This is a genomic window from Bacillus paramobilis, assembly GCF_038096195.1.
GTDB classification, from domain to species: domain Bacteria; phylum Bacillota; class Bacilli; order Bacillales; family Bacillaceae_G; genus Bacillus_A; species Bacillus_A mobilis.
Window position 1 is genome coordinate 2,107,218 of the sequence record NZ_CP151108.1, and the last position, 26,189, is coordinate 2,133,406.

At 34.2% G+C, this 26,189-nt stretch carries 26 protein-coding genes, 4 pseudogenes and 1 riboswitch; of the genes and pseudogenes, 23 read left to right on the top strand and 7 right to left on the bottom strand.

Going from position 1 to position 26,189, the window contains the following annotated elements; translation table 11 throughout:
- The first annotated feature begins 40 nt into the window (after window positions 1-40).
- The gene (locus AABL52_RS10890) at window positions 41-343 is read left to right on the top strand and encodes a hypothetical protein (protein WP_000717613.1); all 303 of its coding nucleotides are present in this window, start codon (window positions 41-43) and stop codon (window positions 341-343) included.
- Window positions 344-677: 334 nt separating this feature from the next.
- On the opposite strand, the gene AABL52_RS10895 is transcribed toward AABL52_RS10890, so the two are convergent.
- Complete coding sequence (locus tag AABL52_RS10895; RefSeq protein ID WP_341519361.1) at window positions 678-1,070, bottom strand: RidA family protein; 393 nt, start codon at window positions 1,068-1,070, stop codon at window positions 678-680.
- Window positions 1,071-1,731: 661 nt separating this feature from the next.
- Between AABL52_RS10895 and AABL52_RS27130 the strand changes: the two are divergent.
- The 3 pseudogenes from AABL52_RS27130 to AABL52_RS10905 form a co-directional block, all read left to right on the top strand.
- Window positions 1,732-1,982, top strand: a pseudogene (locus tag AABL52_RS27130) (Tn3 family transposase); the annotation flags it as partial.
- A 428-nt stretch (window positions 1,983-2,410) separates the two neighbouring features.
- Window positions 2,411-2,690 (top strand): annotated as a pseudogene (locus tag AABL52_RS10900) (AbrB/MazE/SpoVT family DNA-binding domain-containing protein).
- A 346-nt stretch (window positions 2,691-3,036) separates the two neighbouring features.
- Window positions 3,037-3,141 (top strand): annotated as a pseudogene (locus AABL52_RS10905) (recombinase family protein); the annotation flags it as partial.
- 299 nt (window positions 3,142-3,440) lie between these two features.
- Here AABL52_RS10905 and AABL52_RS10910 read toward each other — a convergent pair.
- Entirely contained in the window at window positions 3,441-3,740 is a 300-nt protein-coding gene (locus tag AABL52_RS10910) for a hypothetical protein (RefSeq protein WP_016087049.1), read from the bottom strand.
- A 550-nt stretch (window positions 3,741-4,290) separates the two neighbouring features.
- Between AABL52_RS10910 and AABL52_RS10915 the strand changes: the two genes are divergently transcribed.
- The 5 genes from AABL52_RS10915 (at window position 4,291) to AABL52_RS10935 (ending at window position 7,565) form a co-directional block, all read left to right on the top strand.
- On the top strand, window positions 4,291-5,199 hold the full coding sequence (locus tag AABL52_RS10915; protein ID WP_070169563.1) for an acyl-ACP desaturase: 909 nt from the start codon (window positions 4,291-4,293) through the stop codon (window positions 5,197-5,199).
- 216 nt (window positions 5,200-5,415) lie between these two features.
- On the top strand, window positions 5,416-5,877 hold the full coding sequence (locus AABL52_RS10920; RefSeq protein WP_000486312.1) for a CarD family transcriptional regulator: 462 nt from the start codon (window positions 5,416-5,418) through the stop codon (window positions 5,875-5,877).
- 548 nt (window positions 5,878-6,425) lie between these two features.
- Entirely contained in the window at window positions 6,426-6,572 is a 147-nt protein-coding gene (locus tag AABL52_RS10925) for a BC1881 family protein (protein WP_000738554.1), read from the top strand.
- A 287-nt stretch (window positions 6,573-6,859) separates the two neighbouring features.
- Entirely contained in the window at window positions 6,860-7,093 is a 234-nt protein-coding gene (locus AABL52_RS10930) for a hypothetical protein (RefSeq protein ID WP_000340028.1), read from the top strand.
- A 238-nt stretch (window positions 7,094-7,331) separates the two neighbouring features.
- Window positions 7,332-7,565 (top strand): YuzF family protein, encoded by a 234-nt coding sequence (locus AABL52_RS10935; protein WP_000122224.1) that lies wholly within the window; start codon window positions 7,332-7,334, stop codon window positions 7,563-7,565.
- 67 nt (window positions 7,566-7,632) lie between these two features.
- Here AABL52_RS10935 and AABL52_RS10940 read toward each other — a convergent pair whose 3' ends face one another.
- Window positions 7,633-7,908, bottom strand: a complete 276-nt coding sequence (locus AABL52_RS10940) for a hypothetical protein (RefSeq protein ID WP_001087721.1) — start codon at window positions 7,906-7,908, stop codon at window positions 7,633-7,635.
- Between the two features lie 720 nt (window positions 7,909-8,628).
- Between AABL52_RS10940 and AABL52_RS10945 the strand changes: the two genes are divergently transcribed.
- Window positions 8,629-9,753, top strand: a complete 1,125-nt coding sequence (locus AABL52_RS10945) for a helix-turn-helix domain-containing protein (RefSeq protein WP_341519362.1) — start codon at window positions 8,629-8,631, stop codon at window positions 9,751-9,753.
- 15 nt (window positions 9,754-9,768) lie between these two features.
- The gene (locus tag AABL52_RS10950; RefSeq protein WP_341519363.1) at window positions 9,769-10,728 is read left to right on the top strand and encodes an alpha/beta hydrolase family protein; all 960 of its coding nucleotides are present in this window, start codon (window positions 9,769-9,771) and stop codon (window positions 10,726-10,728) included.
- Window positions 10,729-10,920: 192 nt separating this feature from the next.
- On the opposite strand, the gene AABL52_RS10955 is transcribed toward AABL52_RS10950, so the two are convergent.
- The 3 genes from AABL52_RS10955 to AABL52_RS10965 all read right to left on the bottom strand — a co-directional run bounded on the left by AABL52_RS10955 (window position 10,921) and on the right by AABL52_RS10965 (window position 12,558).
- On the bottom strand, window positions 10,921-11,577 hold the full coding sequence (locus AABL52_RS10955; RefSeq protein WP_341519364.1) for a GAP family protein: 657 nt from the start codon (window positions 11,575-11,577) through the stop codon (window positions 10,921-10,923).
- 13 nt (window positions 11,578-11,590) lie between these two features.
- Window positions 11,591-12,349, bottom strand: coding sequence for a MerR family transcriptional regulator (locus tag AABL52_RS10960; protein ID WP_341519365.1), 759 nt, complete (start codon window positions 12,347-12,349; stop codon window positions 11,591-11,593).
- A 65-nt stretch (window positions 12,350-12,414) separates the two neighbouring features.
- Window positions 12,415-12,558: a hypothetical protein gene (locus AABL52_RS10965; RefSeq protein ID WP_016087056.1), complete on the bottom strand. Its 144-nt coding sequence runs from the start codon at window positions 12,556-12,558 to the stop codon at window positions 12,415-12,417.
- Between the two features lie 353 nt (window positions 12,559-12,911).
- Here AABL52_RS10965 and AABL52_RS10970 point away from each other — a divergent pair, with 353 nt between their 5' ends.
- The 6 genes and pseudogenes from AABL52_RS10970 (at window position 12,912) to AABL52_RS10995 (ending at window position 17,508) form a co-directional block, all read left to right on the top strand.
- Complete coding sequence (locus AABL52_RS10970) at window positions 12,912-13,082, top strand: DUF4083 family protein (RefSeq protein ID WP_016087057.1); 171 nt, start codon at window positions 12,912-12,914, stop codon at window positions 13,080-13,082.
- Between the two features lie 186 nt (window positions 13,083-13,268).
- Window positions 13,269-13,727, top strand: coding sequence for a DUF2262 domain-containing protein (locus AABL52_RS10975; RefSeq protein WP_016087058.1), 459 nt, complete (start codon window positions 13,269-13,271; stop codon window positions 13,725-13,727).
- Window positions 13,728-14,059: 332 nt separating this feature from the next.
- Window positions 14,060-14,290, top strand: a pseudogene (locus AABL52_RS10980) (hypothetical protein); the annotation flags it as partial.
- A 216-nt stretch (window positions 14,291-14,506) separates the two neighbouring features.
- Window positions 14,507-14,610: riboswitch (purine riboswitch) on the top strand.
- A 175-nt stretch (window positions 14,611-14,785) separates the two neighbouring features.
- Window positions 14,786-15,664 carry a 5'-methylthioadenosine/S-adenosylhomocysteine nucleosidase gene (locus AABL52_RS10985; protein WP_341519366.1) on the top strand — a complete coding sequence of 293 codons (879 nt, stop codon included), beginning with the start codon at window positions 14,786-14,788 and terminating at the stop codon, window positions 15,662-15,664.
- Between the two features lie 212 nt (window positions 15,665-15,876).
- Window positions 15,877-16,233, top strand: coding sequence for a hypothetical protein (locus tag AABL52_RS10990; RefSeq protein WP_001229419.1), 357 nt, complete (start codon window positions 15,877-15,879; stop codon window positions 16,231-16,233).
- Between the two features lie 447 nt (window positions 16,234-16,680).
- A complete protein-coding gene (locus AABL52_RS10995; RefSeq protein ID WP_097819690.1) occupies window positions 16,681-17,508 on the top strand; it encodes an endonuclease I family protein in 828 nt (275 codons plus the stop codon).
- Window positions 17,509-17,650: 142 nt separating this feature from the next.
- Here AABL52_RS10995 and AABL52_RS11000 read toward each other — a convergent pair whose 3' ends face one another.
- A complete protein-coding gene (locus AABL52_RS11000) occupies window positions 17,651-19,081 on the bottom strand; it encodes a YfcC family protein (RefSeq protein ID WP_341519367.1) in 1,431 nt (476 codons plus the stop codon).
- Window positions 19,082-19,280: 199 nt separating this feature from the next.
- On the opposite strand from AABL52_RS11000, the gene rraA reads away from it, so the two are divergent.
- The 6 genes from rraA (at window position 19,281) to AABL52_RS11030 (ending at window position 26,155) form a co-directional block, all read left to right on the top strand.
- Window positions 19,281-19,760: a ribonuclease E activity regulator RraA gene (gene rraA / locus AABL52_RS11005; RefSeq protein WP_341519368.1), complete on the top strand. Its 480-nt coding sequence runs from the start codon at window positions 19,281-19,283 to the stop codon at window positions 19,758-19,760.
- A 338-nt stretch (window positions 19,761-20,098) separates the two neighbouring features.
- The gene (locus AABL52_RS11010) at window positions 20,099-21,910 is read left to right on the top strand and encodes a DUF4430 domain-containing protein (RefSeq protein WP_341519369.1); all 1,812 of its coding nucleotides are present in this window, start codon (window positions 20,099-20,101) and stop codon (window positions 21,908-21,910) included.
- A gap of 211 nt (window positions 21,911-22,121) precedes the next feature.
- The gene (locus AABL52_RS11015) at window positions 22,122-22,946 is read left to right on the top strand and encodes a DUF4430 domain-containing protein (protein ID WP_341519370.1); all 825 of its coding nucleotides are present in this window, start codon (window positions 22,122-22,124) and stop codon (window positions 22,944-22,946) included.
- A gap of 22 nt (window positions 22,947-22,968) precedes the next feature.
- Window positions 22,969-23,847, top strand: coding sequence for an energy-coupling factor transporter transmembrane component T (locus AABL52_RS11020; RefSeq protein ID WP_098872632.1), 879 nt, complete (start codon window positions 22,969-22,971; stop codon window positions 23,845-23,847).
- Window positions 23,820-25,481: an ABC transporter ATP-binding protein gene (locus AABL52_RS11025; RefSeq protein ID WP_341519371.1), complete on the top strand. Its 1,662-nt coding sequence runs from the start codon at window positions 23,820-23,822 to the stop codon at window positions 25,479-25,481. The genes AABL52_RS11020 and AABL52_RS11025 overlap by 28 nt, the downstream gene beginning before the upstream one ends.
- On the top strand, window positions 25,454-26,155 hold the full coding sequence (locus tag AABL52_RS11030) for an ECF transporter S component (protein WP_341519372.1): 702 nt from the start codon (window positions 25,454-25,456) through the stop codon (window positions 26,153-26,155). Before AABL52_RS11025 ends, AABL52_RS11030 begins: the two co-directional genes overlap by 28 nt.
- Window positions 26,156-26,189: the final 34 nt, after the last annotated feature.

Below are 26,189 nucleotides of genomic sequence, written 5' to 3' on the forward strand. Positions count from 1 at the left end.
AGTTATTAACTTAAAACTTATTATACGAGGAGGGTGTATCATGAAAAAAATATGCTTTGTATTAATTGTCGACGCTGGTATAAATTATGGTTCAATATTTTCTCTACCATTTTTAAGGAATCAGGATGATTTGAAGGAATATTTTTCTAAGTATTATGATGTTTCAATTAATTATATTAGGGATAAAAACTCAGTTGACTATTTGGTAGTTCCCAAACCGTGTCCACCTTTTGATAATGAAAATAATCTTCCAATAATTGAAGTACCAGCAATCTTATTTATGGAAAAGGATTTTGAAAAAATAAAGACTTATATAGACAATTATTTTTCTAATAACCCATAAAGAAAATAAAAGTACAGTAAAAAGAAGTCCAATAAAAAACGAGTGGCGTAGAATATTTCTATTAATCATTCGTTTTTTATTATATTTACATATATTTTTTAAAAGAGGATTATAGACGTTCTGAAAAAAATTAATTATAACAAGAACAGTGTTGGTGCTACTAGGGGTAGCACCAACATTTCGCGAATTTCGTACGCTAAGCAAAATTTCATAAAGAAAAAGCCGATTTCCTGTACGCTAGGGACTCGACTTTTTTAGATTGATATATTTGACTAAAACTCCCGATAATACAATAAGATTCATCATATAATTAATTATTGTTTATCAAGAGAAATTAAATAATTTCCTTACATGCCCAAGCGTCTACCTCTACTTTAAATACAGGAGCTGCTAATGCCACCACATAAATCATAGTAGTACAAGGGAGATGTTCACCTAGAAAATCTCCAATAATTTTTCTTCTCTTATCTGCATTAAAATCACCTACTAAATAAAATACCATCTTAGTTAAATCTTCTACGTTCATATTAGCAGCCACAAGATTTCTTCTAATATTATCTAGAGCTAATTGTAACTGTTCCAATGGATCCTCTGGAACCATTCCATCTATTTCCATGCCTAATTGACCTGATAATGTGAGCCATTTATTAGGACCTGTTACTTCTATTTGATGGATATATGGTGCTACTGGTTTATGTACTGTTTCGGGATTTCGAGATTTCTTCAACTAGAATCATTACTTTACTGAAATTTTATAATAATCTAAATTATTATATCAGTTTTCTGAGTAGGGTGTTAACCCGCCTTGTTAGTTGAAGTATATTTCTTCATAATCTTTTTTTATAATATATTTATCCAATTAAGTTTCTCTAAAAGTACCGAAAACGAACGTTTAAGGAACACTATTTAGTTCTAATAAAACTGAAAGAAATACGGTCAAAAACCAGTTCCAAAACTCATTATCAAAAACAAAGTACCATAACAAATATTAAATGTCGTTTATGGTACTTTGTTAACGTACGGTAAAACCAAGTTTTTCAACTTAGAAATTCCTTAGCGTACGAAATTCGCGTTTTGTTATGGCAACCAAGTTTATTTTTATCGTTGTGGGGGGCATCAAAATCTTAGGTTGATGGTTATATGGCGGTACCCTATGTACAGAACATCAAATAGATTTCGGCGATTCAGTGTGAAATGTTTAAAACGACAAAAAACTTGGAAGTAAGCAAATTATCGATTGGTATTCCACAGATTTCTTTTGGAGTGGTTTCAGCTGAAGTAGAGGTACATATGAATGAGCACGGTATCGCAGGGTGGATTTTCAAATATTTTGCGAATCCACCCTGTGATAATTTTTTGAGCATTTCATGTTCTGTTTTTACTTTGTAATTTCTGATATGAAATTACGTGAACAAATTATAGCTAGTACAAATAAAGTAGAAGCCTATAATGTTTTTTCAAAATGTTGTAGATATCACTATGATTTTATGGCAACTAAAAAATGAAGGTTATCGCTTTTTACGCCAAGATTTTGGAAACGCTAAATCCTTATATAACAAGACATATAAAACGCTTTGGGGATTATGTGATTGATTTACAGAAGATCACTCAACCAATAGAAAAAACAATCCCTCTATAAGCCTAATGGGGCATGGTTTGGAAATAAAAGTGAGTATATGAATTATTTTTGTACGTATCTAGGCTGTACCCCTAATTGAATCACGGGCTGTGATTATGAATAATTCTCAAACGTTGAAGAGTGCTTAAGAGACATTTGAATCATTGGAATAATGAAGCCTTTTATAAAATTTTGTAGTATAGAATAACTAATTCCAATTATTTTGATGAAATCAAATTTTTTAACTAGGTTCTAATTAAACTTTCTTTCAAATCTACAGCATGTAGAACGGGAGAAGGACGTATTTCCTTTCAGCAAAGTTTTAAAGAATTTTTTGTTATAATCATTAGTTTTTGGATCGTTATGTTTCTCATGTATGGCGAAATCTTGTTACAATAGTCAAGAATAGCTTGGGTACAAATTGATAATGAAATGGGGAAAGATGCTAGATGAAAGCAACCGGAGTAACTAGAAAAGTAGATGAATTAGGGCGTGTAGTAATTCCAAAGGAACTTAGAAATACGCTTGGTATTAAAGAAAAATCACCATTAGAGATTTTTGTAGAAGGGGAAGACATTGTTTTACAGAAGTAATCAGCCTGGTGGTGTTTGTGCATTAACAGGAGAAGTGTCAAATCATAACATAGCATTAGCAAATGGTAAGATAGCATTAAGTCCAGAAGGTGCAGAATTATTAATAAAAGAAATAGAACAATACCTTGTAAAATAAGAGGCTCCTTTCAAGGGGCTTTTTTAATATAGGAAATATAAAACTTAATGTACCTTAATATTCAATAAAAACGATATATATAATCAATAGTCTGAATTTAATCTTATGTTGAGTTAATCCGTTAAATAGATACTGTATTGTTTGTTTTGAAAAGATTAGCAAATAAGTTAGTGCTAGATGCTGAATTATAGGAAAAAAAGAAAAAGGACGCTTAGCTTTAAGAGACTAAACGCCAAAATGAATAGATAAAATATAAGTACATAGAGGGGAGAGTGATTCCCCGACTCATTATGAGTATATCATAGAATCAGGTTATAAAGAAAAATAAATGACAATTAGGCTTGTTAAATGGAAAAGCGGAGAAATAACAGCTACTATGTTTATGCAAATGTTAGAGCTAAAGAAAAACACGTTTTACAAAATAATGAAGGAATATGAGGAAATAAAGTAGCATCTCTCCTATGAGAAATCCTACTTTTTCTCTGGTTGTAAGAATCTTGAAGTTTTTGTATCAGAATAGTATTGTGTATATCGAAAAAAATAAAAGACAACTCTAATTAAGAGTTGTCTTTTTGTGTCATAAAATCCCCAAAATATGAAGATATACAAACGAATATAATACGTTATGGTTGATATTATAACAAAACCGAAGAGTATTGAGAATAAAAAGAATGGTGTAATGAGTTTTTAAGGTTTTAGTTAAAAAAGTCTCGAAAATAAACCTTTTATAAAGGTTTCCTTTAAATATGATTATTGTATTTCGAGGGGGTCATTATAAATCTTAGCTATATATTTTACAAAATCAATGACGGGATAGTGTATGAGTGAACGATGCTGCGTAAAACGAACCCCTGCTTTTTCCATTTTCGAAATGAGTTGTTCAACTTCCAACTCTTTTTGTTGTATTCTATTATAATTTTGATATACAATGTTTTTCCATTGATAGGAAGAGCCGTGAAAATAACTCTCTCCTTTTACCATGTGACTAAATATAATTTCTATTTTTTCTCTGCGTTGTTTTTCCTTCATATGCGCTTCCGTTGACTGCATGTTTATCGCCTCTTCCCTTTGTGTTGTATACCGTTTCACAAAATTTGGTCTAATTCATCCATAGCCAATGTACATTGATCTTGTTGGGAATTGTCGTTTAAGGCTATCTAATCAACTATATTTGTTTTTCAAGCGCTTAATCTAATATATTGGATTTTACATCTAAATAAGCTGATAGTGTGTATAAAACACTATCAAACTTTATTATAAAACGATTCTTTATAGGCGTGCACCTTTTTACACTCACCAAGATTTACAACATGACGAGAATCTTCATTCATGAATGTTATTCTGTATTTACTGAGGTTAGTTTTTTTAGGCTAACTAACATATTGTATGCCTCAGTATCTATTTTATAAAAAAGAAAATATATGTAACGGTCCCCCTTTTGATATAAAAAAATCCTATAAAAATATAGCGCTCTTAAAGAATTTTGTTACAAATTTATTATGTTTGACTTTAAAAAAGGAACGTAATATTTATTTGTAGAAAATTTTAAGAGTAAAAATAGAATGACTATTTATATGATAAGAAAAGGGGGCACTTATAGATGCTAACAAATGATTTAGATTTCCGATTAGAACCACGTTTAAAAGAACTGTATGAACAGCATAAAATAAGAGCGCAGAAGATAGACTGGGGTTATCATGAGTTTTTACCATGGGATAAGGGAATGGACTTTAAAAGAGTTCCTTGGGATGAAAGTCAAGTTACTCTTCCTTCTGGTGTAATTACGGCCATTGAAACAGCTTTATTAACAGAAGTGAATTTACCATGGTTTACAACGTATTTATCTGCGACTTTTAAAGGTTCCCTTTCTGTTATTACAGACTTTATTCATACTTGGACCTCAGAAGAGGATCAACATTCAAATTTATTGGAGACATATTTACTACTCACTCGAAGTGTGAACCCTAAACGGATACATGAATTAAGAAAATCAGTCGTTGAGGGTGGATTTGAGCCTGATTTTCATACACCAATCGAAGCCATGACATATACGACACTACAAGAACTTGCAACGATGGTGTTTTACAATAATGTTGCTAAGGTTGCAAGTAAGCATGATCCAGATCTTGCTACATTATTACGCCGTCTTGCAAAAGATGAAACTCTTCATTATGCGTTTTATCGAGACGTGATTCGAACACATTTAGAATTGGAACCTAATTATTGCTATCATATTGCCAATGTGATTAAGAATTTTAAAATGCCAGGTGCCGTCATGCCTGATTTTGAAAATAGAATGGCTGTGATTGCAAAAGAAGCGAATTATGGACCACTACAATATTTTGATCAAGTACTTGATGTAGTGGTTGATTATTGGGGGTTAAAAGACTTACGACCAATTGCACCTTTAGCTGAAAAAGCAAGAATTGAGATTTTGGAATACCACACAAGATTGAAAAAAATACGTGATCGATTTGGTCGTTTTCAAGGGAAAACTGATCTACGTTAATGAGTAGAGATTTCAGAATATAAGCGGGGTAATTCTCTTCCCTTTATGGGAAATCTGACACACTCCCTATTGTTTTTGGGATGTTTTTTACTTAATTTAATTTTTTGTTAAAAAGTTGTTGACGATAAAAATAATTTTATGATATTATAAAATATTTGATAAAAAACAACGTATGTGTTAAGGTTAAGAAGGTTACCACATATGGAGGTGAATTATATGTTTCAAATTGGCGATAACATTGTTTATCCAATGCACGGAGCAGGTATAATTGAAGCCATAGAAGAAAAAGAATTCTCAGGAAAAAAACAACAGTATTATGTTATAAAAATGTCAATCAGTAATATGCAAGTCATGATTCCTATGGGTAAAATACTAAGTTCGAGTATACGCCCAGTTACTGATATACTTGCATTAAAACACATTATACACATTTTTCAGCATGGAGAATCAGATAAATTATTGCCGTGGAAACAAAGGTATAAAGTGAACACGGACAAAATAAAAACGGGTGAAATACAAGATGGTGCTGAAGTTGTACGTGATTTAATGCGTATGAAGAAAGAAAAGGCACTGAATACAAGCGAAAAAAAAATGTTGGATAACGCACATGAATTTTTGATTAGTGAACTAGGATTAATTAAAGGGATCACTGAAAATCAAATAAAAAGTTTCTGTTAAGATTCATTATATATAATGTATTACATCCCCCGAAAATATCCTGAATTTTTCGGGAATATGATGATTATTAAAAGTAAATCATTTCAAAGACATTCAACTTCTTCAACTCACTTTTAGAGTAGGAACCTCTTTTGTTATTACTTCAATCTTATCCATTTTTATTTTTAAATTTCTTTTACGAACGTTCAAAGTTTCATCAAATAACTCGATTAAATAGTCACTTGATTTTTGCAATCCTGATTCACACTGGCACGGACAAGGATCCGTAAGGATGAGAGAGAGGTAGGGCTTTCATTGTTTTAGGTAATATATTATCTAAGTCATTATTTCTAGAAGAAAAAACAATTAATCTCACCGCTATCTCTTTAAGAGTTCCTTACATCTACTGAGACAGTGAATAGCAATTGTTTATCTTCTTTACGTAAAATTGATAAACGAACTGGTAACACCATATGGTCAACTACAAAAAATGGTTTCCAGACCAGGAAACCATTTTTAATCTTATTTACATAACAATAGTAAATGAAGCAGTAAGAAGGGGTGCACACATGAAAAAAATGTTAACAAAAGAATTAAGTAATGAATTAAGGAAGCGAGAAGGGATTATTTCTATTACAGTTGAGCCTTATGAAAAAATCGAAGTTGGTGGAATTCGTGTAGATGGACCAGCTGTGATTCTAATTAATCAAGAATAGCTAAAAATAGCTGAATGAACGAAGAAAAGGATCAGCCTTTACGAGAAGGGCAGATCCTTTTTGTTTGCTACAGCTAATATGGGATATACGTAACTTTTATCTGATGTGTTGGAAGGAGAGGGTCGGGATTATCATGGTGGAAAGCTTAATATTGGTAGGATTTCTTTTTACGTTATATAAATTAGTTGATAAAAAAATAAACTAATTATTTAAAACGATATATTGTTTCCTTTTTAAGAGCAAGATTTATTTGAGAGTGAAACGGATAATTTAAAGGAGGAATTTAGATGGATGCAAGGAAAGAGCGCATAAAATACGAGAAGATATCAAAGAATTATGATCGTATTTATTCAGTTTCGTTTATCCTATTAATTATACTTGTTTGTAGTAGTGTGATTATCATAGGAGCTACAGGAGGAAAATATGGAGTGTATTTATTGTTAGCAATTTTACTTAATGCACGTATTACGAAAGAATCTCAAAAAAAGTATGAGCACTATTCTAATAAAGGGCGTATTTAAAATCATACATATCCTAAAAGAAACAACCTAGATGTACATTCAAAATATCCGTATATCATCATCTATTAACTAGTAAAAGTAACTTTATATAAATAATTTTTAGCAATTTAGAAATAGAAACCGTACCTTAATTAAAATGTTATTTCCGTTCCTATAATGAATTATCCTTCTAGTATATTTATAAGATTTATATCATATATTAGGAGAAAGAATGCAAATTAGAAAGGAGTCTTATAGAATGAGTTATTCGGAAGGAAATGACTTGAGTGAACAACATATGGTAAGTACACCTAATCCCTACGTATATCAGACATTACAATCAGTAATTGGTAAATATGTGGTTATTGAAACTGTAAGAGGTAATGTAAGAGGAAAGTTAAAGGATGTGAAACCAGATCATTTGCTTATTGAAGATACGGTACCGTATATTGTACGAATTCAACAAATTGTATGGATTATGCCAAAACAATGATTAAATTACATCTAATTTGATTTATAACAAATTGGTTTCATAGACGTCCAAATAAAAACACAGGATTTTATCTCTGTGTTTCTTCAAATTTTCTTTTTTGAATATATGCTTGAGCATGGATAATTTCTTGCTGAAGTTCTTTTAATTCTTCCGTAGATCCTGATTCAATCCCCATGTACGTAGTAACTAGACTAATCATCATATCCATCTTCTCTACTATATTTTGAATGACCTGTTCAGATTGCTCTTTTTTAGGGTGTTGTATTGCTATTAATACATTTTCTATATAATTGTTCTTTCTTTGCTGGATATCATAAATAAACTGTTTTGTGTTTGAGTTCATTTGTTTTCCCTCCGTTTTGGATATATTTTCATTCTATCATATTTGAATAGAAGATATTGAATGGGCCGTTCTTACTTGCAACATTCATCGGTCAAAGGGATTGTCACAAGTGATTTTGGTGAAGAAATCAATTATAAATGGTATGAAGTTAAGAGGTAGGTGAAAAGAGTGATTCTAAACCGAGTCACTCTTTTGTTGTATAATTTTTAAATCTTAATAGATTAAATGTATTGTAAAGAAGAACAAAGCGATAGTGAACGCAATAAATTTTTACCATTTTGTTTAGGAGATGTTACTGTGAAAACTATAGAAATTGAAATCCACCCCTAACGAAAAAAATGAGCTTTTTATTACAAATTAGCACAAAATTTCGTTCTGGGGGTAGTTGTATTTTGTTAGCTTGATAGCGATGTGGTGGGCCCCCTACTATGGGGTTTACTTTACTTCCAATAACGATAATTATGTAAATAAGCTGATCACTGGATTCTCATAAAAAACGGTGGTGAGATAAAATTTTTGATTTTGCAGTACTTCAAAATCTTAGCTAGATGGCTATGTATCGGATCCCACAATAAAAAGGCAGGAACATATCACAAATATGTTCCTGCCTTTGATTTTAGAGAGATGTTTCCTAACAGTTGATTTTGTTAACGAAAGTCGACTTTAAATCCATATTTTGTATAGAATATAGTACATATAATAAAAGTAAGAGGTGATACAGTGAGAGAGATTCATATTCATAAAATAATTGCGGATAAGAGAAAAGAAAAGGGAATTACGCAGGAAGAGTTAGCAGCGTATATCGGTATTACGAAGGCGTCTGTTTCCAAATGGGAGACAGGGCAGAGTTATCCGGATATTACATTTTTACCACTGTTAGCATCGTACTTTAACATAAGTATTGATGAACTAATTAGTTATACACCACAAATGGAGCAGGAAGATATTAAAAATTTATATCATCGACTAGCGGAAGCTTTTAGTGAAGAACCGTTTGATGAAGTAATGATAGAGTGCAGAGAAATAATTAAAAAATATTATTCTTGTTTTCCATTATTACTTCAAATGGGACTACTTTTTATTAACCACCATATGTTAACTGAGGATACGGATAAAAGAATTGAAATTTTAGAAGAGGCAATGTATCTCTTTAGCAGGGTGCAAGAAGAAAGTGATGATGTATCTCTTGTGAAAGAGGCGGTATCGTTTCAAGCAACTTGCTATCTTATACTCAATAGACCAAATGAGGTGCTTCAATTACTTGGCGAAACGATACGTCCTAACTTTCCAGAGGAAGATCTAATCGCACAGGCGTATCAAATGCTTGGAAATGCTGAAAAGGCGAATGAAATGATGCAAATTAGTATGTACCAACATTTAATACAACTCGTTGCGACAATACCGAATTATGTAATATTAAATGCCTCAAGCGCTGAAAAGGTAGAGGTAATTTTAAATAGAGCTTTTATGTTAATAGACGTGTATGAAATAGAAAAACTACATCCTAATATGACTTTAAAAGTATACTATGCTGCTGCACAAGTCTATTGTATGCAAGGAAATTTTGAAAGAGCATTAGAAATGTTGCAGAAATACGCAACAGTTTGTGCAGCTAGTTTCACAGTAAATAGCCTGCATTTACATGGCGATTCCTATTTTGATACGATTGATGAATGGTTTGCAGAATTTCCGCTCGGTGCTAAAACGGTTAGAAATGAAGAGATTATAAAGCGAAGTATGTTACAAAGTATTGCAGAGAATCCAGTTTTCGCTCCGATGAAAGATATAAGAGAGTATAAAAATATAATAGTGAGTTTGAAATTTAAATTAGATATAAAAGAATAGAGGGAGGAAAAAATTATGGCTTTTGACGAATGTGAAGTAGCGATAAATAGTGAATTTACCTTGCTCGGTACGATTACTAAACCGAAAGCTGACGGGAAGTATGCTGCGGTTGTCATTATTGCTGGATCTGGAGAGATTGATCGTGATGGAACGATATTACCGCTAAAGCTTGCGTCGAATATATATAAAGATTTAGCACATATAATGGCGAGGCTTGGAGTAGTGACGCTCCGTTTTGATAAGCGCGGAGTAGGAAAGAGTGAGGGAGAATTTCTGAAGACTGGAATGTGGGATTTAGTTAGTGATATAGAGGCTACGATTATGTATTTAAAAGAACAACCATTTGTTGATCCGGAAAATATCATTTTAGCTGGTCATAGTGAAGGATGTATGTTAGCGACGGTAGTAAACGCAAGAACGCCAGTTAATGGACTCATATTACTTACAGGAGCTGCGGAATCATTAGAAGAAGCTACGAAAAGACAAAGGGAGATTATTTATAAGGAGTTAAAAGAGCAAAAAGGAATAAAAGGAAAGTTAATGCGTCTTCTCAATATTGAGAAACGAGGAGAAAAGCAGGCGCAAAAAGCAACAGAGAAAATGATAAACTCAAAAAAAGATATTGTGAAAATTGGTTTTAAGCCAATGAATGCAAAGTGGTTTAGAGAGCATTTTCAGCATGACATTTATAAAGATTTAATAAAAGTAACATGTCCAGTACTAGCAATTGCTGGTGATAAAGACTTTCAGGCAAATCCTGAAAAAGCGAAGAGAATTGGTGATTATGTGAAAGGTGATTCTGAAGTACATGTAATAAAAAATATGGATCATACCTTGAAATATTTCGAAGGTGATTTTAAAGCGTTGGAATTTAAAAAGATTTATGTGGAAGGAGCAGATAAGCCACTTCATCCGCAGCTGGAAGAAATAATTACGAATTGGATGAATACGAATTTTATCCTGCATCAAAATTAGATGAATATGAGGAAGAGGGAAGGGAGAGTAACTGCCTGTAAAAGAAGGATTGGTGTGGCCTGAGCTTGTAGGTGTAAGTTCTTCTACATTAGTAATTTCAAGCATAATAATCCCTTCCTTATTGTAAATTCTCTAATTCGTTTAACATCACTTTTGAGCTAATAAGATCTTTTCTAATACTTTGGTAAAACCCTATAAATAATCCAGGCTATTTAATATTAGGAGGAGGCCAACTACACACATAATCCATGACAGAGCTGATCCTGTACTATTAGCGATTTTCATTCGAAGTCTCTCGAGGGTTTTTTGCATCCATCGACCAAATAGGAGATAGAGGAAAAACAGCAAGAGAGAGGGCAATACCATGATAAAGTTGTATCCAGCTAAAATAGAAGACCATGCTATCCATGATAGATTAGAAGTAGTTAGTATGCCAATTGCTGCAAAATAAGGAAATGCAGTTCCCGCTTCAATTAATGTAGTAGTGAATCCGAGCGCAATCATTGAAAGAATGCTATTTGATTTTGGTGAAGGGAGCTTTGAATTTTTCTTTGGTGGAATATAAAAGCTTGCGATGAATAATAGGGATCCAATAATAAAAAGCGTCCAGCTTACGATTCGGTTTTGAAATACGCCAGAAATAAACTTAAACAAAAAATCTAATCCTAACATGAGTGAAACTCCAACAGCAAAATAACATCCTGCTACCGTGAATAAATAAACGAATAAACGTTTCGTAAGATTCTCTTTATCTGTTAAAAGTAGATATATTGTTACTCCTATTGTAGTAGGGCTTAGCGTGTCCAATATGGCCAATCCGCCTATTAGGAGAAGTTGTTCTGTACCCATCGCTCGTGCCCCCTTATTTCGGCTTAGGATTATTCTTTTCAATCATGAAAATGGCATATGCTTCGTTCATAAACTGAAGCACATCTTGATCAATTGGATATAAATTCAGCTTCTCTGATTGTTTTGGAGACATCCGTATCTCCCAAAGTTTATCTATAAATTCATCCTCACCTTCAAATTCTTCTAAGCGTTTTTCCTCCATTCTTCTTATGATATTTTGGACTTTCGTTGCTTTTGGTCCGTCCTTCATATAACGCTTTAACTGACCTATGAGAGCAATCCATTCAAGTGAATTAGAACAGTCACTTGCCATTTTAGGAACCTTTGACAATAGTTGTATCTCTTTTTCTTTAAATACAGATTCGCGATAATACTGTTGTATCTCTTTATCTTTGCTGGATAATTGCATGATCTTCTGAATCGCGATCCAGCTTTCTTCTCCTTCTATCGCAATTCCATTTATCATTTCCCGTAAGGATAATTCTATTTTCTTTAAATTTTCCTGCTCATTTATTACATAAGATAATTGACTCTTTAAACTATCCGACCAATCCCACTTATTGAAGTCGAGCATATGTTTAATCTCTTGTAACGGAAATCCAGCCTTTTTTAAAAATTGAACCTGCTGAAGTTTTTTTATTTCTTCATTTGTATATAAACGATGGCCACCCTCTGTTTTGGATGCTGGTTTTAATAATCCGATTTTATCGTAATAACGCAGTGTCCTTACTGTAACGCCTGTTAGTTCTCCCACTTTATTAATGTGTATCAACTGATAAACCTACCTTTCTGTACGTTGAGATTCTATCGTTAACGATTATTTTCTTCATTCCACATCTATTCTTCTTTACTAAAAAAAATTTTAAGTAAGTAGCCTGCTCCTAATCCAATCAGTGCACCAGGAAATGCATGATCCAGTGATAGTCCAATACCTGCACCTATAATGACACATCCATAAATAATAATATCGCCCTGTTTCATCTGAAAACCTCCTATTTTTCTAATTTCTTTTATGAAATTGCTAAATAGTAGCTACTTAACAGTATATAAAATGACCCAACGTCAACTTCAAGTGTTTTTGATTTTTTATTAATAAATGTCTCCCGCTATTTGCCGGGCAGTAAGATTTACGCATCAAAATTAGGCAGATTTGAGGAGAGTGGAAGGGAGAGCGATGACCTGTAGAAGACCTGTGTGTTAATAATAAGAGGTGTGGAAATGTATTAGCATCAATGAGACATTATGTTAACGTATCATGAATAACTGATACAATCGAAATTACGCAACAAATCACATCTTCCGGATGGTATAATAAGGAAAAAGGGGTTTGGATAATGTTTTTAGGAACTAGTATTTATTACGCCATCACCGCATTGATTATCGGTGTATTGTTGGGAGGAATTATACGTATAATTTTGCATACTAGTAATCGCAAAAAGCAAAGTCCAGTTGAGCAAAAGTTAGATAGGATTATTCAATTGTTAGAAAAACAAAATAAGGATTGACCCTCTCCCAAAACGGGAGGGGGTTGCTGTTTTATCGGCAGAGGGGTGAAGTATAGGATACTTCACTGCAATTCAATTAAAGTTTTACTTTCTCCATAATGCAGGTTTTATATAATATGAAAGTCAACGCTATAACTACTTAAAATATACCAGTATCTCTTTCACATATAGAAAGGAAATGAAATCATGGAAAAATCAATAAAAAGTGAATTGATTGGAATGTTTATCTTTAATGAAACTTTTCATACATATGAACAAAACGAAGGAGAAGTACATTGGGAATTGGATATTAGAAATGAACGTGTACATGTACATGAAATGATGAAAAGGGCAGAAAAGCTTTATGTATGTCTAGAGGAATTTGATAAAAAAGCAAAGGTCGCTATAGCGGAAGAATTAATAGAGTATAAAAATGATTTTTGGCCTGAATATGATGAGAATGATGAACATTTAGATTGGGATGCTGTAGATGCAGGAGAATATGATATGACGAAAGAAACATTTGAGCGGTCTATTACTCTGATGGACATTGTAATGAGAGAAAATGATATATATTGCGAATATAATGATGGAGATTTATTTGGTGGACATAGAATCCATGCCTCTTTTGACAATGAGTACAATTTATTAGCTGCAGAGATTTAGTTTTGAGCGATGAAAATGAAAAGGATTGATTACTATAATCAATCCTTTTTGTCATTATTATAAGATAACGGTGAAATACTAGGTAGAGAGTTGCATAGTGTTAACGTATTATCCGAAAGGAGTCTCCTTCCTGGGGCGTGTGAAAGGCGATAGTCTAGCGGTAGGTGGGAGATGAATTTCGGTTTGGTTTAGCCAAACATTTGGTGTTCCTATTTATTTCGCCCCTCATATAATCCGTCTTATAAGAGGTAACGTTTGGTATAACAATGAAAGTAGATAATAATCTTGTAGTGTTCAGGTTTTGTAATTACCGTCATAGCTTATGGGAAATGAAGCGAATTGGTCATTATGTGAAGGGTGATTCAGCAGTACATGTAATAAAAAATATGGATCATAGTTTAAAAAGTTTTGAAAGAGATTTTAAAGTATTAGAGCTTCAAAAGAACTATAAAGAGGGAGCGGGAAAGCCACTTCACCCGATGCTAGAAGAAATAATTGTGAATTGGATAGAGGCGCATTTTATCTCGCAATACGAGAGGAATAAGACTTCCAACTCAATATAAGGTGGAAGTGAGGAAAATCAATTGTTGATATACGATTGGTTGTTGTAGGTGAATCTAGTTTAGTATTTGTGTTGTAAGTTTTTTGTGTTTTTATCCCCTATATAATGAAAAAACCTATTGGTTTTAGTTTTAAAAACGAACGTTTTAGATATTTTTGATAAAAATGTTCATATTTAGATTGCGTGCACACTAAAAGTTTGATATATTACCAATATAATAATTTTACACATCATCACTCGTATATACTCGGTAATATGGTCCGAGCGTTTCTACCTAGTTCCCAATGAAAGAACTGGACTACGGGTTAAAGTATTCGGCCGTGCTGTTCAATGAGCGCTATCGATCTATAATTTTGCATTTGTTTTATCTTTTGCTCAATTAACTTTGACTACCGTAGTTCTAGAAAGTAGAGATTCTTCTACAATTTCTAGAACTTTTTTGTTTGGACCAAAAGCATCGAGTATAGAAAACAACAAGAGAAAGAGGAGATTATTTATGAAGAAGAATACGTTGAAAAAATGTGCTGTCCTAGTAACTACTGTTGCACTGTCATTCTCAATACTTGCGGGATGTAATGCGGGTCCAAAACAAGTTGAAGCAAAAAGTAATCAACAACCTATTTTAATTCAAGGGCCAATGCCGATAGAGGCTGAGAAGTTTGCAAAAAGATTAAAAAATGTGAAAGAAGAAAAGTCTGGAACTTTCGTATTTTATAAAGGCACTGTCGACAATTATCCTGTAATCGTAGCGAAAACAGGTAAAGGAATGGAAAATACAGCAGCCGCTACAGCAGTGGCTATTGAAAAATATAAGCCTAAGGCGATTATTAACCAAGGAACATCAGGTGGACACGATCCAAATTTAAACGTATTTGATATTGTTTTAGGAAAACAAGTAGCAAACATAGGTTCATTAAAAACAACAAATATGGATGAGAATCAAGGGATTGAACCGAAAAAATGGATTTCAATGGACTTAATGGCTTCTGAAGGAAGTGCAGGAGAAGATCCAAATGCTGAGAAAATCCGATACTATGAGGGAGATAAGGATTTACTTGTAGCAGCTAATGCGGTAAAAGATAAATATACAAAAGGTAAAGTGGTGGAAGGGACTATAGGTTCAGCAGATCTTTGGAATAATGAAGTGGATAGAATTAAGTGGTTCCATACGAAATACGGTACATCTGTAGAAGAAATGGAAGGTGCAGCAGCAGCGCAAATCGCAAAAGCTTATGACGTACCATTTTTAGGGATTCGAGTATTATCAAACAATAAAACAAACGGCGGAAAATACAATCCAAATACAGCGGCGGCAAATCAAGAATATGTATATGAAGTAGTTAAAAAGTATATAGATTCGATGCAAAATAAATAGTAGTAGTTCTGTCCCAACATAAACGTCAAGTAACTTTAAAAGTTTCCGAGATTGATGAACTTATCTTAGGAATGGTAGTTGAAAAAGAAAAGCTTGTTTCTTATAAAAAATATAAGAAACAAGCTTTTTTATTTGAAATAAATTGGGTAATTAAACTATAACATCAATGTGTATCATTGAATATCATAATAATATAATGGGGGTGATGTTATATGGCTCTTACTACAGGACCAATTGAAAACGTAGGAAATCAACCTGCTAATGCAAATAGAGTTAGGGTGAAGATCCTTAACCGTACTGCGGGCCCACTTACTGGAGTAGCTAGAGTTTTTAGACTTGACGGTTCATTAGCATTAATTGAACAGGTAAACTTCAATGTGAATTCTAATGCTTCTACTTTTGCAACTCTAAGTTTAGTTCATCCTGCTTTTGGACAAGCATTTGAATATGAAGTTCAAATTGTTCCTAATCAACCTGGTGGACTATATAGTGTTTATGGACTAACAGCTGAAAGTGTTATCATTACTGCACAACGTGTTGTGAACTCAGAATTGACACAGTTTCTCTAATTAAAATAGATTGGTGCCTACATGGTATCCAATCTATTTTTGTACTTATTCTTCAGAGGAAGAAGGGTTTTACACCAAAAAATAAAGACAATTATAGAAAAAGGAAAAGTCGAACTATCATCTTAATTTTTATTCAAAATGTTTTTTGAACGATTTATCAAATATGCATAATTGCATAAAAAAATTGAAATTTATGAGTTACCATTAAACTACTTTTTAATTGTAAGGAATATTTTAATAATCTTTACTAGAGAAGGATATTCCTTGTGAAAAGTGAAATTGCTTGAAAAGTAGATAAACCAAAGTGGGGAAATGATACAGACTCAATAGAGTTTTTGTATTAAATAAAAAGAAAAGGGTGGGTATGGCTTTCTAAAAGTTTTGGGGGGATAGAAAGTTTTTTTTAGTTAATAGCTTCAAATTATATTTTAAAGGGGAAATGGGTATATGAAGTTTCGGAATACAAAGCTTGCTATGGTTACACTATCTTCATTTTTTATTTTAGGTACTGCATCTCTATCATTCACAGATATCATACACGGTGAAGTAGCTTCTGCATCACCACAAGAGATCACTGTGAAAAGCTATGACGATACATATTATAATAATGCAATAGGAAAAACGGGTTTAGAATTAAAGAAGGAACTTCATAGTATTATTGATGATCATACAAAGTTATCATACAGTGCGGTTTGGGAAGCACTAAGAGATACTGATGAAGATCCAAATAATAAAAACAATGTGATACTCTTATATACTGGGCGTTCGCAAGGGAAACTTACGAATGGTTCAGGAGTTGATAATTGGAACAGAGAGCATGTTTGGGCAAAATCTCACGGTGATTTTGGAACGACTGCAGGAGCTGGAACAGATTTGCATCATTTAAGAGCGACGGATGTATCTGTAAATAGTTCACGTGGAAATCTGGATTTTGATAATGGTGGTGTGAATCATTCGGAAGCGACAGAATGTAAATACGATAGTGATTCTTGGGAACCTCGTGATAGTGTAAAAGGAGATATCGCTAGAATGCTATTTTACATGGCTGTTCGTTATGAAGGAGACAATGGGGAAATAGACTTAGAATTAAATGAAAAGGTGAATAACAATAAAGATCCATACATGGGCAAACTATCCGTTTTACTAAAATGGAATGAACAAGACCCGGTAGATGATTTAGAGCGAAAGCGTAATGAAGTGATTTTTACGAAATATCAACATAATCGTAATCCTTTTATTGATCATCCGGAATGGGTAAATAAAATTTGGAACTAAAATACTTAAAGGTATTTTACTTTGAGAGAAGGGATTGATCACTATGATCAATCCCTATTTATATCTATACTAGAATAAATAATTTTTATAGGATTGGATAATAGAATAGCTATTTTATCAAGTTAAGTATAATATGAGTCTTTTAATAAGGTCCCCATTCAATATTCACGCCAATAATAAGAAAAATAAGTCCAATGATAAACCAAATGAATGCAAGTGGAGCCATAAATCGAATCCATTTTCCGTAAGAAATGCCGCTCGCTGCGAGAACACCCATTAAAACACCGGAAGTTGGGTTGAGACAGTTCACTACACCTTCTCCAAGCATAACAGCCTGTACTGTGACTTGGCGTGTAATGTGCATGAAATCGGCTAATGGAGCTAATATCGGAATGAAAATAACAGATTCTCCTGTCCCGGATGAAATGAGGAAATGTAATGCTGCACTACTTACATACATACCGAGAACGCCAAATACAGGGCTATGTCCTTCGAGAGACTGTGCGAGTTGATTAACAATTGTATCAAGTAATTTGCCTTGTTCTAAAATGACTGAAATACAACGAGCCATTCCGACGATTAAAGCACCGTATATGAGATTTTGGCAGCCTGCTAAAAAAGTAGAAGCAATATCGTTCGCTTTCATGCCACCTATTATTCCAGCTGTAATTGCTATGAAAATAAAAGTAGCGGTCATTTCGGCGTCTGTCCAATGTAGACGGAAAGCGCCTATTAAAAATACAATTAATGATAAAGCTGAAACGAGTAAAATTAATTTGTGACGTATTGTCCAAGGAACTTCAGTTTTCTCTATTTCTTTCTCACTTGAAAGAGCGTTACTTGGAAACCAGTTATCTCCGAGTATGCTTCCTTTATTCGATTTTTTTAAACGTTTTACATACCAATTAATATAAAGAATGGTAGCAATTAAAAAAGAGATATAAATTGCCGTACGTAAACCAATCCCTGAAAACATCGGTAGTTCTGCGATTTTTTGTGAAATGCCTAAAGGTGAGGGAGATAATATAGTAGCATTAAAACCAGCATAAGTGCCTAAATAAATAATTGCTACGCCGACGATAGCGTCCCATTTTAATGTGCACGCAACGATAATGCCAATGGGGATAAAGCCGATAACTGAGTTTACGATAATACCAGTCGTTCCGAGAATAGAAAAGAGTGCAGCGACAATGCAAATGAAAAGTAATTGCTGATTACGAAATTTGTTAATCACATGATAGATTAAACCGTCAAGAGCACCTGTTTTTTCAAGAATGGCAATAGCCCCGCCCGTAAATAAAATTAAAAAGATGATAGGAGCAGCAAGGGTCATTCCTTTTTCAATAGCGGTAAAAAAAGAAACAAATCCTACCGGCGATTGTGGAACAGAATGATAACTTCCTGGTATTGTCGTTGTAACAGTACCATTTGTAACTCTTTTAAACTCTCCAGCAGGAACGAAATATGTAGCTATTGCACAAAGTAAGGCAATAAAAAATAGTAGTACGTACGCGTCAGGCATTTTAAATTTTCGTTTGCTCGGCTGCTTTTTTACCTCGGTATGTAATTGCATAAAATCCCTCCTTTTTCACTTAGTTAATTTTTAATATTCTGAAATTTATCTGTGAAATAGATTATAATAAAGGTGGCTTCTTAAGGCAATAGTTTTCTATCCTTTTCCTGTACATACAAATTCTTGCAACATTAGACAGGGAAACGAAAAGAATCAAAGAATATGTTATATAGAAAGAATAAGGAAAAGAGGGAAAAAGATGTGGAAAACTACGGATCTATGTGATGAGTTTGAAAAGGAATTACAAATATGTCGCCAGTCTTTTCGGTCTTTTGGGAAGAAAGAACAATTTCACGGGAAAATTGCAACGGTAAAAGTGAAGGATGATAATGTACTAGTGAAGGAAGGATTGCAAACATTGCCAGAAGGAACGGTATTAGTTGTTGATGGCGGCGCGTCTACGAATTGTGCGTTACTTGGTGATAATTTGGCAGCTATTGCGGAGGAAAGAAAGCTGGCAGGGATTATTGTGAATGGATATGTTCGTGATTCTAGTGAACTAAAGAATATTAATATTGGTATTTTAGCGTTAGGGACGATGCCAAATAGAAGTGTAAAAGAAGGAAAAGGCGAGAAGAATATTTCATTGCAATTTGGACAAGTAGAATGGAAGCTGGATGAATATGTGTATGCGGATGAAGATGGCGTTATTATTAGTGAAAAGAGTTTACATCGTTAAAGGCTAGTAAGTTACTATTCTTAGAAAATAAATCCGATAAAGCATGGACAAAATTCTTTGTCAATAGTAAAATAATACAGAAATTTAAAATTAACAGAATGTATAGGTTTATCGTTTTACGATAACTGAAATGGAAGTAAGTAGTGCCTAGAAAAGTGAATGTTATCACAATGATACGTTCATAAACAAAATTATTTTTCCTATACAAATATAGCCGCGAATGATGCGGGTCGGAGGTGTTGCACAGTTTGTTCGACACTTACAAAAAAAGAGTGTCAATTGCACGCCCTTGAAGGGCCTTTTTTTGTGTAAATAGTAGTAAGGGAGGAAATTTTGGGATGGCAATGTTGAAAAAATGGCTGCTTACGTCGTTAATGGCAGTTACACTCGTATTTGTTTCTTTTGCGAATACAGTACATATTACGTTTGCTGAAGGAAATACAGCAAAACTTGCAATTATTGGGGAATCACAAAAGGGTATTATGTTGTGTCCGAAAGAAGAGCAAATTGCAGATGGGGAAACAGCTTTAAGTTTGTTGCAAAAAGTCATGGGGGACAAAGTAACAGCAGAGACGATGTCTTTTGGAACGTATGTAAAGGGCATTGACGGCTTAATGGCTGGGGACACAAGTGGCTGGTTGTATGATGTAAATGATAAATCTGCAGAAGTTGGAGCAGATAGTTATAAATTAAATGCTGGAGATGTTGTTGTCTTTCGTTTTGTTGCAGACTGGAGCAATATGAGCCAGGAAACATTACAGCAAACATTAGATAAATTTGGTACTTGTAAAACTGTAGAAGAACCAAAGACAGATGATCCAAAGCAAGAAAAACCAGAAGAACCAAAAACGGATGATCCAAAACAAGAAAAACCAGAAGAACCAAAGACAGATGATCCAAAACAAGAAAAACCAGAAGAACCAAAAACGGATGATCCAAAACAAGAAAAACCAGAAGAACCAAAAACAGAAGAACCAAAAACAGATGATCCAAAACAAGAAAAACCAAAGCAAGAGAACATTCAAATTCCAGCAGCACAAGTAAATGAAGCAATCTCTAAGACGTCTGAAAAGATGTTACAAGATGGAATTGAAAGTGATTGGGTAGCTTTAGGCCTTTCTCGTTCTGAAAAGAATGTTCCAATTGAGGTGAAATTAAATTATGTTAAGTCAGTAACTGAAAAAGTAGAAAAGCGCATTAACCGTTTTTCAGCGACAGATTTAGCTAGAACGATTATTATGATGAATGCAATGCAAGCAGACCCTACAAAGGTTGGCGAACATAATTTAGTTCAAAAATTGTACGAATCAGATAAAGTGAATTCTGTTACAGGTTATACATTTGCTTTACTTGCATTTGATACGAAGAAATATGAAGTTCCAGTGAATTCAAAATGGAATCGAGTTGCTTTAGTAGATGCTCTTTTAAACGCGCAACATACAGATGGCGGCTGGACTTACGATAGTGCAAGCAGTAAAGACAGTGCTAGTAGCGTTGATGTAACAGGTATGGTTTTATCAGCATTAGCTCCTTATCAAGATCGACCAGATGTGAAGCCAGCTGTAGGAAAAGCTGTTGCTTACTTATATAAAGAACAGTTAGAAAATGGTGGTTTTTCTGCTGATGGACAAGAAAATTCTAATAGTGTTGCACAAGCAATTATTGGATTATCTCTTGTGAAAGATGTAGATCAAAATCGTCTACATAAGGCAATGCAAAATTTACTGTCATACCAACTTCCAAATGGTGAATTCAAATGGTTACCAAGTGATCAAAACGGTAGCGGAATGGCTACAGAACAAGCATTCTTAGCTTTACTTCAGTTTAAAGACCTTGGAAAATCGATTTATGACTGGTCAAATGTATCTGTTCCTGAAATCGATAAGAAACCAAATGTGGATTCAGAAAATGTTGTAGTAGAAAAAGAAGTTACTGAACAACCACAAGAACAAAAACAAGTACAACAAGAAACGAAAGATGACACTCTAAAAGTTGTTGTCGATAATGAACCGGTTAAAAATAAAAAATCCGGAAACGGTAGCACGTTACCAAAAACAGGAGCATCTTCTCATAGTGCAGCTACAGAAGTAGGTATGGGTGTATTATGTATTGCTGCTGCATATGTATTATGGAGACGTAAAGCAGCTTAACAAAAATTAGGAGCAATCATTTGCTCCTAATTTTATCCCGCATTAACGGGCAGTAAGATCCCCAACTCAAAAGTTAGCGAGTGCGAGGAAGTTAGGGGGAGATTAACTAACTGCCCGTTAAAGCCCGATTGGTTCAACTAATAATAAGTGGGGGGTGGAAAAGCCTCCCACTTATTAAAGTTTCACTTTATTATGAAAGGTGAGAGACAACATGAGTAAGATGAAGTGGTTGATTTCTTTAATGCTTTCACTTGGGTTACTTGCTGGATGTGAAGAGGCAGCTGTAAAGCCTGAGAAGAAAGTAGAACCAAAGCAAGAAGAGGTAGCAAAACAAGAAGAGAAAAAAGATGAAGCGAAACCGGAAGAAAAGCCGGAGGAAAAACAAGCTGAACAAGAGAAAAATAAGCAAGACGAACAGAAAGAGAAACAAGAACAAAAAGTAGAAGAGAAGCCGAAAGAAGAGAAGCCGCAGGCACAACCGGAAGTAAAGAAAGAAGAGAAACCTCAGGAACAGCCTGCTACTAAGCAACCAGAACAACAAAAAGCACAAGAAGAGAAACAACAAGAGCAACCGAAAGCGCAAGAAGTAAAAGAAGAAGCGAAGGTTGTGAATCAGCCGAAAGAAACACCGAAGCAGGAGCAAAAAGAGGATCCGAATAAAGGTGGAAAAGACGTAACTCTTCCAACACCACCGAAACCAGTGCCACCTAATCCACCAGAATCACCAAAACCACAAGCAAAACAAGTTACGATCTCAGTAAAAGGTAATGAAGGATACTTATTAGGTGCGAAAAAGATGGATGTACAAGAAGGCGATACAGTGTATAAAGTATTGCAGCGTACAGGGTTAGATGTTGATGCAATGGGCTCTAAAGATGGAGTTTATGTAAAAGGGATTAATGATTTATATGAAAAAGATGTTACTGCTACTAGTGGATGGAAATATCGTGTGAATGGTGCTTTTCCAAATCATAGTGCTGGTGTAGTAACAGTTAAGCCAGGCGATACAATTGAGTGGGTGTTTGTATTAAAATAAGAAAGGCATTCGGTAAAGGACTATGAAAATAAGTTTTTCTTCTTTACATCCTTTTGTGAATTTTTTCTATTATATCGGGGTGATGATACTATGTATGATGTGTCTTCATCCTCTTTTTTTAATTGGAGCAATACTATTAATCGTTATTTTAAATGTGATGCAAGGGAATAGCGAAAAGATAAGAAAGATGTTACCGAGCACAGTCGTTTTCTTTTTTATGGTCATTTTATTTAATTCGTTATTAACGCATAGAGGTCGAACTACATTATTTTGGTTAGGGGATAGCCGTATTAAGCTTGAGGCGATTATGTTTGGAGTAGTAATGGGGTTATTACTAGTTGCGATTATGTTTACGTTTGCTTCGTATAATGATATTATTTCAAGTCATAAATTTTTATATTTATTTTCTAGAATTTCACCGAAAGTAGCATTGTTAACGATGATTACAGTGAGGTTTGTTCCTTTGTTTATGAGGCGATTACAGAAAATAACACTCGTCCAAAAAACGAAAGGTGTACAAGTAGATGCAGGTTCAATTGTGGAACGAGTGAAAAATGGTATGCAATTGCTGCAAGTATTATTAATTTGTTCGTTAGAAGATGCGCTGCAAACAGCAGATTCTATGCAAGCTCGTGGATTTGGTGTGACGAAGCGTACGACATATATTCGGTATAGAATGGAAAGACGCGACTGGTACACGCTCAGTTATTTAAGTATTCTACTTATAATTGCTATTGTATGTAGTACGTATGGCGGAGGAAAGTTAATCATTTATCCGAAAGTCGAATCTATTCTATTTCAGCAATACGATGGAATGATGTTTGTCGTATTTACGATGTTTATTAGTCTACCGATTATAATGGAAGGAAGGGAGTGGATATGGTGGCGCATGCAGAAATAAACAATTTATCATTTGTATATGCTGATGAAAATGAATATGCGTTACAGCATATTTCTCTTTCTATTCAAAAAGGAGAGTTTATTACACTTGCCGGCGGATCAGGATCCGGGAAGACGACTTTATTAAAACATTTTAAAAAGGAATTACTTCCAATCGGTACACGCTCAGGAGAAATTTTTTATGATGATGTTTTATTAGAGGAAGTACCAGATTTATTATCTGCACAAGAAATTGGCATGGTATTTCAAAATCCAGAAAATCAGCTCGTAATGGATACGGTCATTCAAGAATTAGCATTTTCTTTAGAGAATGTTGGATTACCATCACATATTATTCAAAAGCGAATAGCAGAGCTCATTAGCTTCTTAGGATTTCAAGATTTATTGCACCAATCTGTGCATACGTTATCTGGCGGGCAAAAGCAGCTTGTCAATTTAGCTGCCGTACTAGTTATGCAGCCCAAACTATTATTATTAGATGAACCAACAGCGCAGTTAGATCCAATTGCAGCGAAAGAATTTTTAGGATTGTTAAAACGTATTAACGAAGAACTTGGCATTACGATCGTTTTAAGTGAACATCGTTTAGATGAAGTGATACCACTTGCTACGCGCGTTATTTGTATGAATAATGGCCAAATCGTATATGATGGTAATCCTAAAACGGTTGTAGCGAACATGTGGGAAGTTGAAAAGTTCCGTCCATTTATTCCGCAAATTCCAAGATTGTTTTTAGAGTGGAATGCAAGAGATATTCCGTTTACAGTGCGAGAAGCGCAAATGGAACTGAATCATTCTTCAGAGATATCATATGTGAATGAGCCAATAGCACAAAGTGAAAAGCGAGAAGTCATTTTAAGTGCAGAACATATTTCGTTCCAATATGAAAAAAATAGTCCGCATATTTTACGAGATTTAACCGTATCGATTGAAAAAGGAAAATGGGCAGCTCTCGTTGGAAAAAATGGTACAGGTAAGTCTACACTGTTAACGATTTTAGCTGGATTGCAAAAAGCGAGAAGAGGGAAAGTAAAGTGGAATGGGAAAGTGATACATAAAATTGATTCGAAAGAACGATTTAAAAGGATCGGGTATGTATCACAACATCCGTACTATCATTTTACATTTGATACAGCGTGGGAAGAAGTGTATGAACGTGCACGTGAATTATACGGAGAACAAGGAAAAGAAATAGCAGAAGATATGTTGGAGAAGTTTTGGTTGTACTCGCTTAAAGAACGCCATCCGCATGATTGTAGCGGGGGAGAGCAACAACTACTTGCGTTATGTACAACGTTATTATCAAAGCCAACTTTATTATTACTCGACGAACCGACAAAGGGACTAGATCCATGGAAAAAAGAACGAGTAGGAGAGCTATTTAGGAAGTTACAACAAGAAGGTACAACTATTGTAATGGCAACGCATGATATTGAGTTTGCAGCAAAATACGTTGATCAATGTATGATGTTATTTGACGGAGCAGTTATTATGAATGATGCACCGAAAGAGTTTTTTAGTGGAAACTTCTTTTATACAACATCTATTAATCGATTCATTCGAAAAGAGTTGCCATATGCATTAACGTGGGAGGATGTGTACGAAGCGTGTCCAAACGATATGTTGCATTCATAATATGTATTTTTGCAGTAATAATAGCCACATTGCTCGTTACGACACTTATCATGGACGGTTATTACATGCTAAGTAGTTTGTTTTTATTAGTTGTTATTATGTTACCGTTTTATATTCGCTTTGAAAGAAAGGCGTTTGTTTCACGTGAAATTGTGCTCGTTGCTGTGTTAGCGGCAATTGCAGCAGTTAGCCGCGTACCATTCTCTATTTTACCAAGTGTACAACCGACTTCATTTGTCATTATCGTTTCTGCGATTGTGTTTGGGAGTGAAACTGGTTTTATGATCGGTGCAACAGCGGCTATCGTATCTAACATCTTTTTAGGACAAGGTCCGTGGACGCCGTGGCAAATGTTTTCATGGGGGATGATTGGTTTTATAGCAGGGTTATTACGGAATACATTTTTAATGAAAAAGCTATGGGGCAGACTGCTATATGGATTCGTTGTTGGATTTTTATTTGGCTGGATTATGAACTTCTGGGGGCTTCTCGGTTTTATACAGGAAGCAACGTGGGAAACAGTTGTCGCGTACTATGTTGCAAGTTTTTATTTCGATTTGAGCCATGCAATTTCGAATGTTATTTTCTTACTATTATTTAGTACGTCTTGGATTACGATTCTTACGAGATTCAAAAAGAAATATGGCATATTAGATAAGCATAACATGGCATAGAAAAGCATATTCATATAAGGTAGGGTCGCGACTT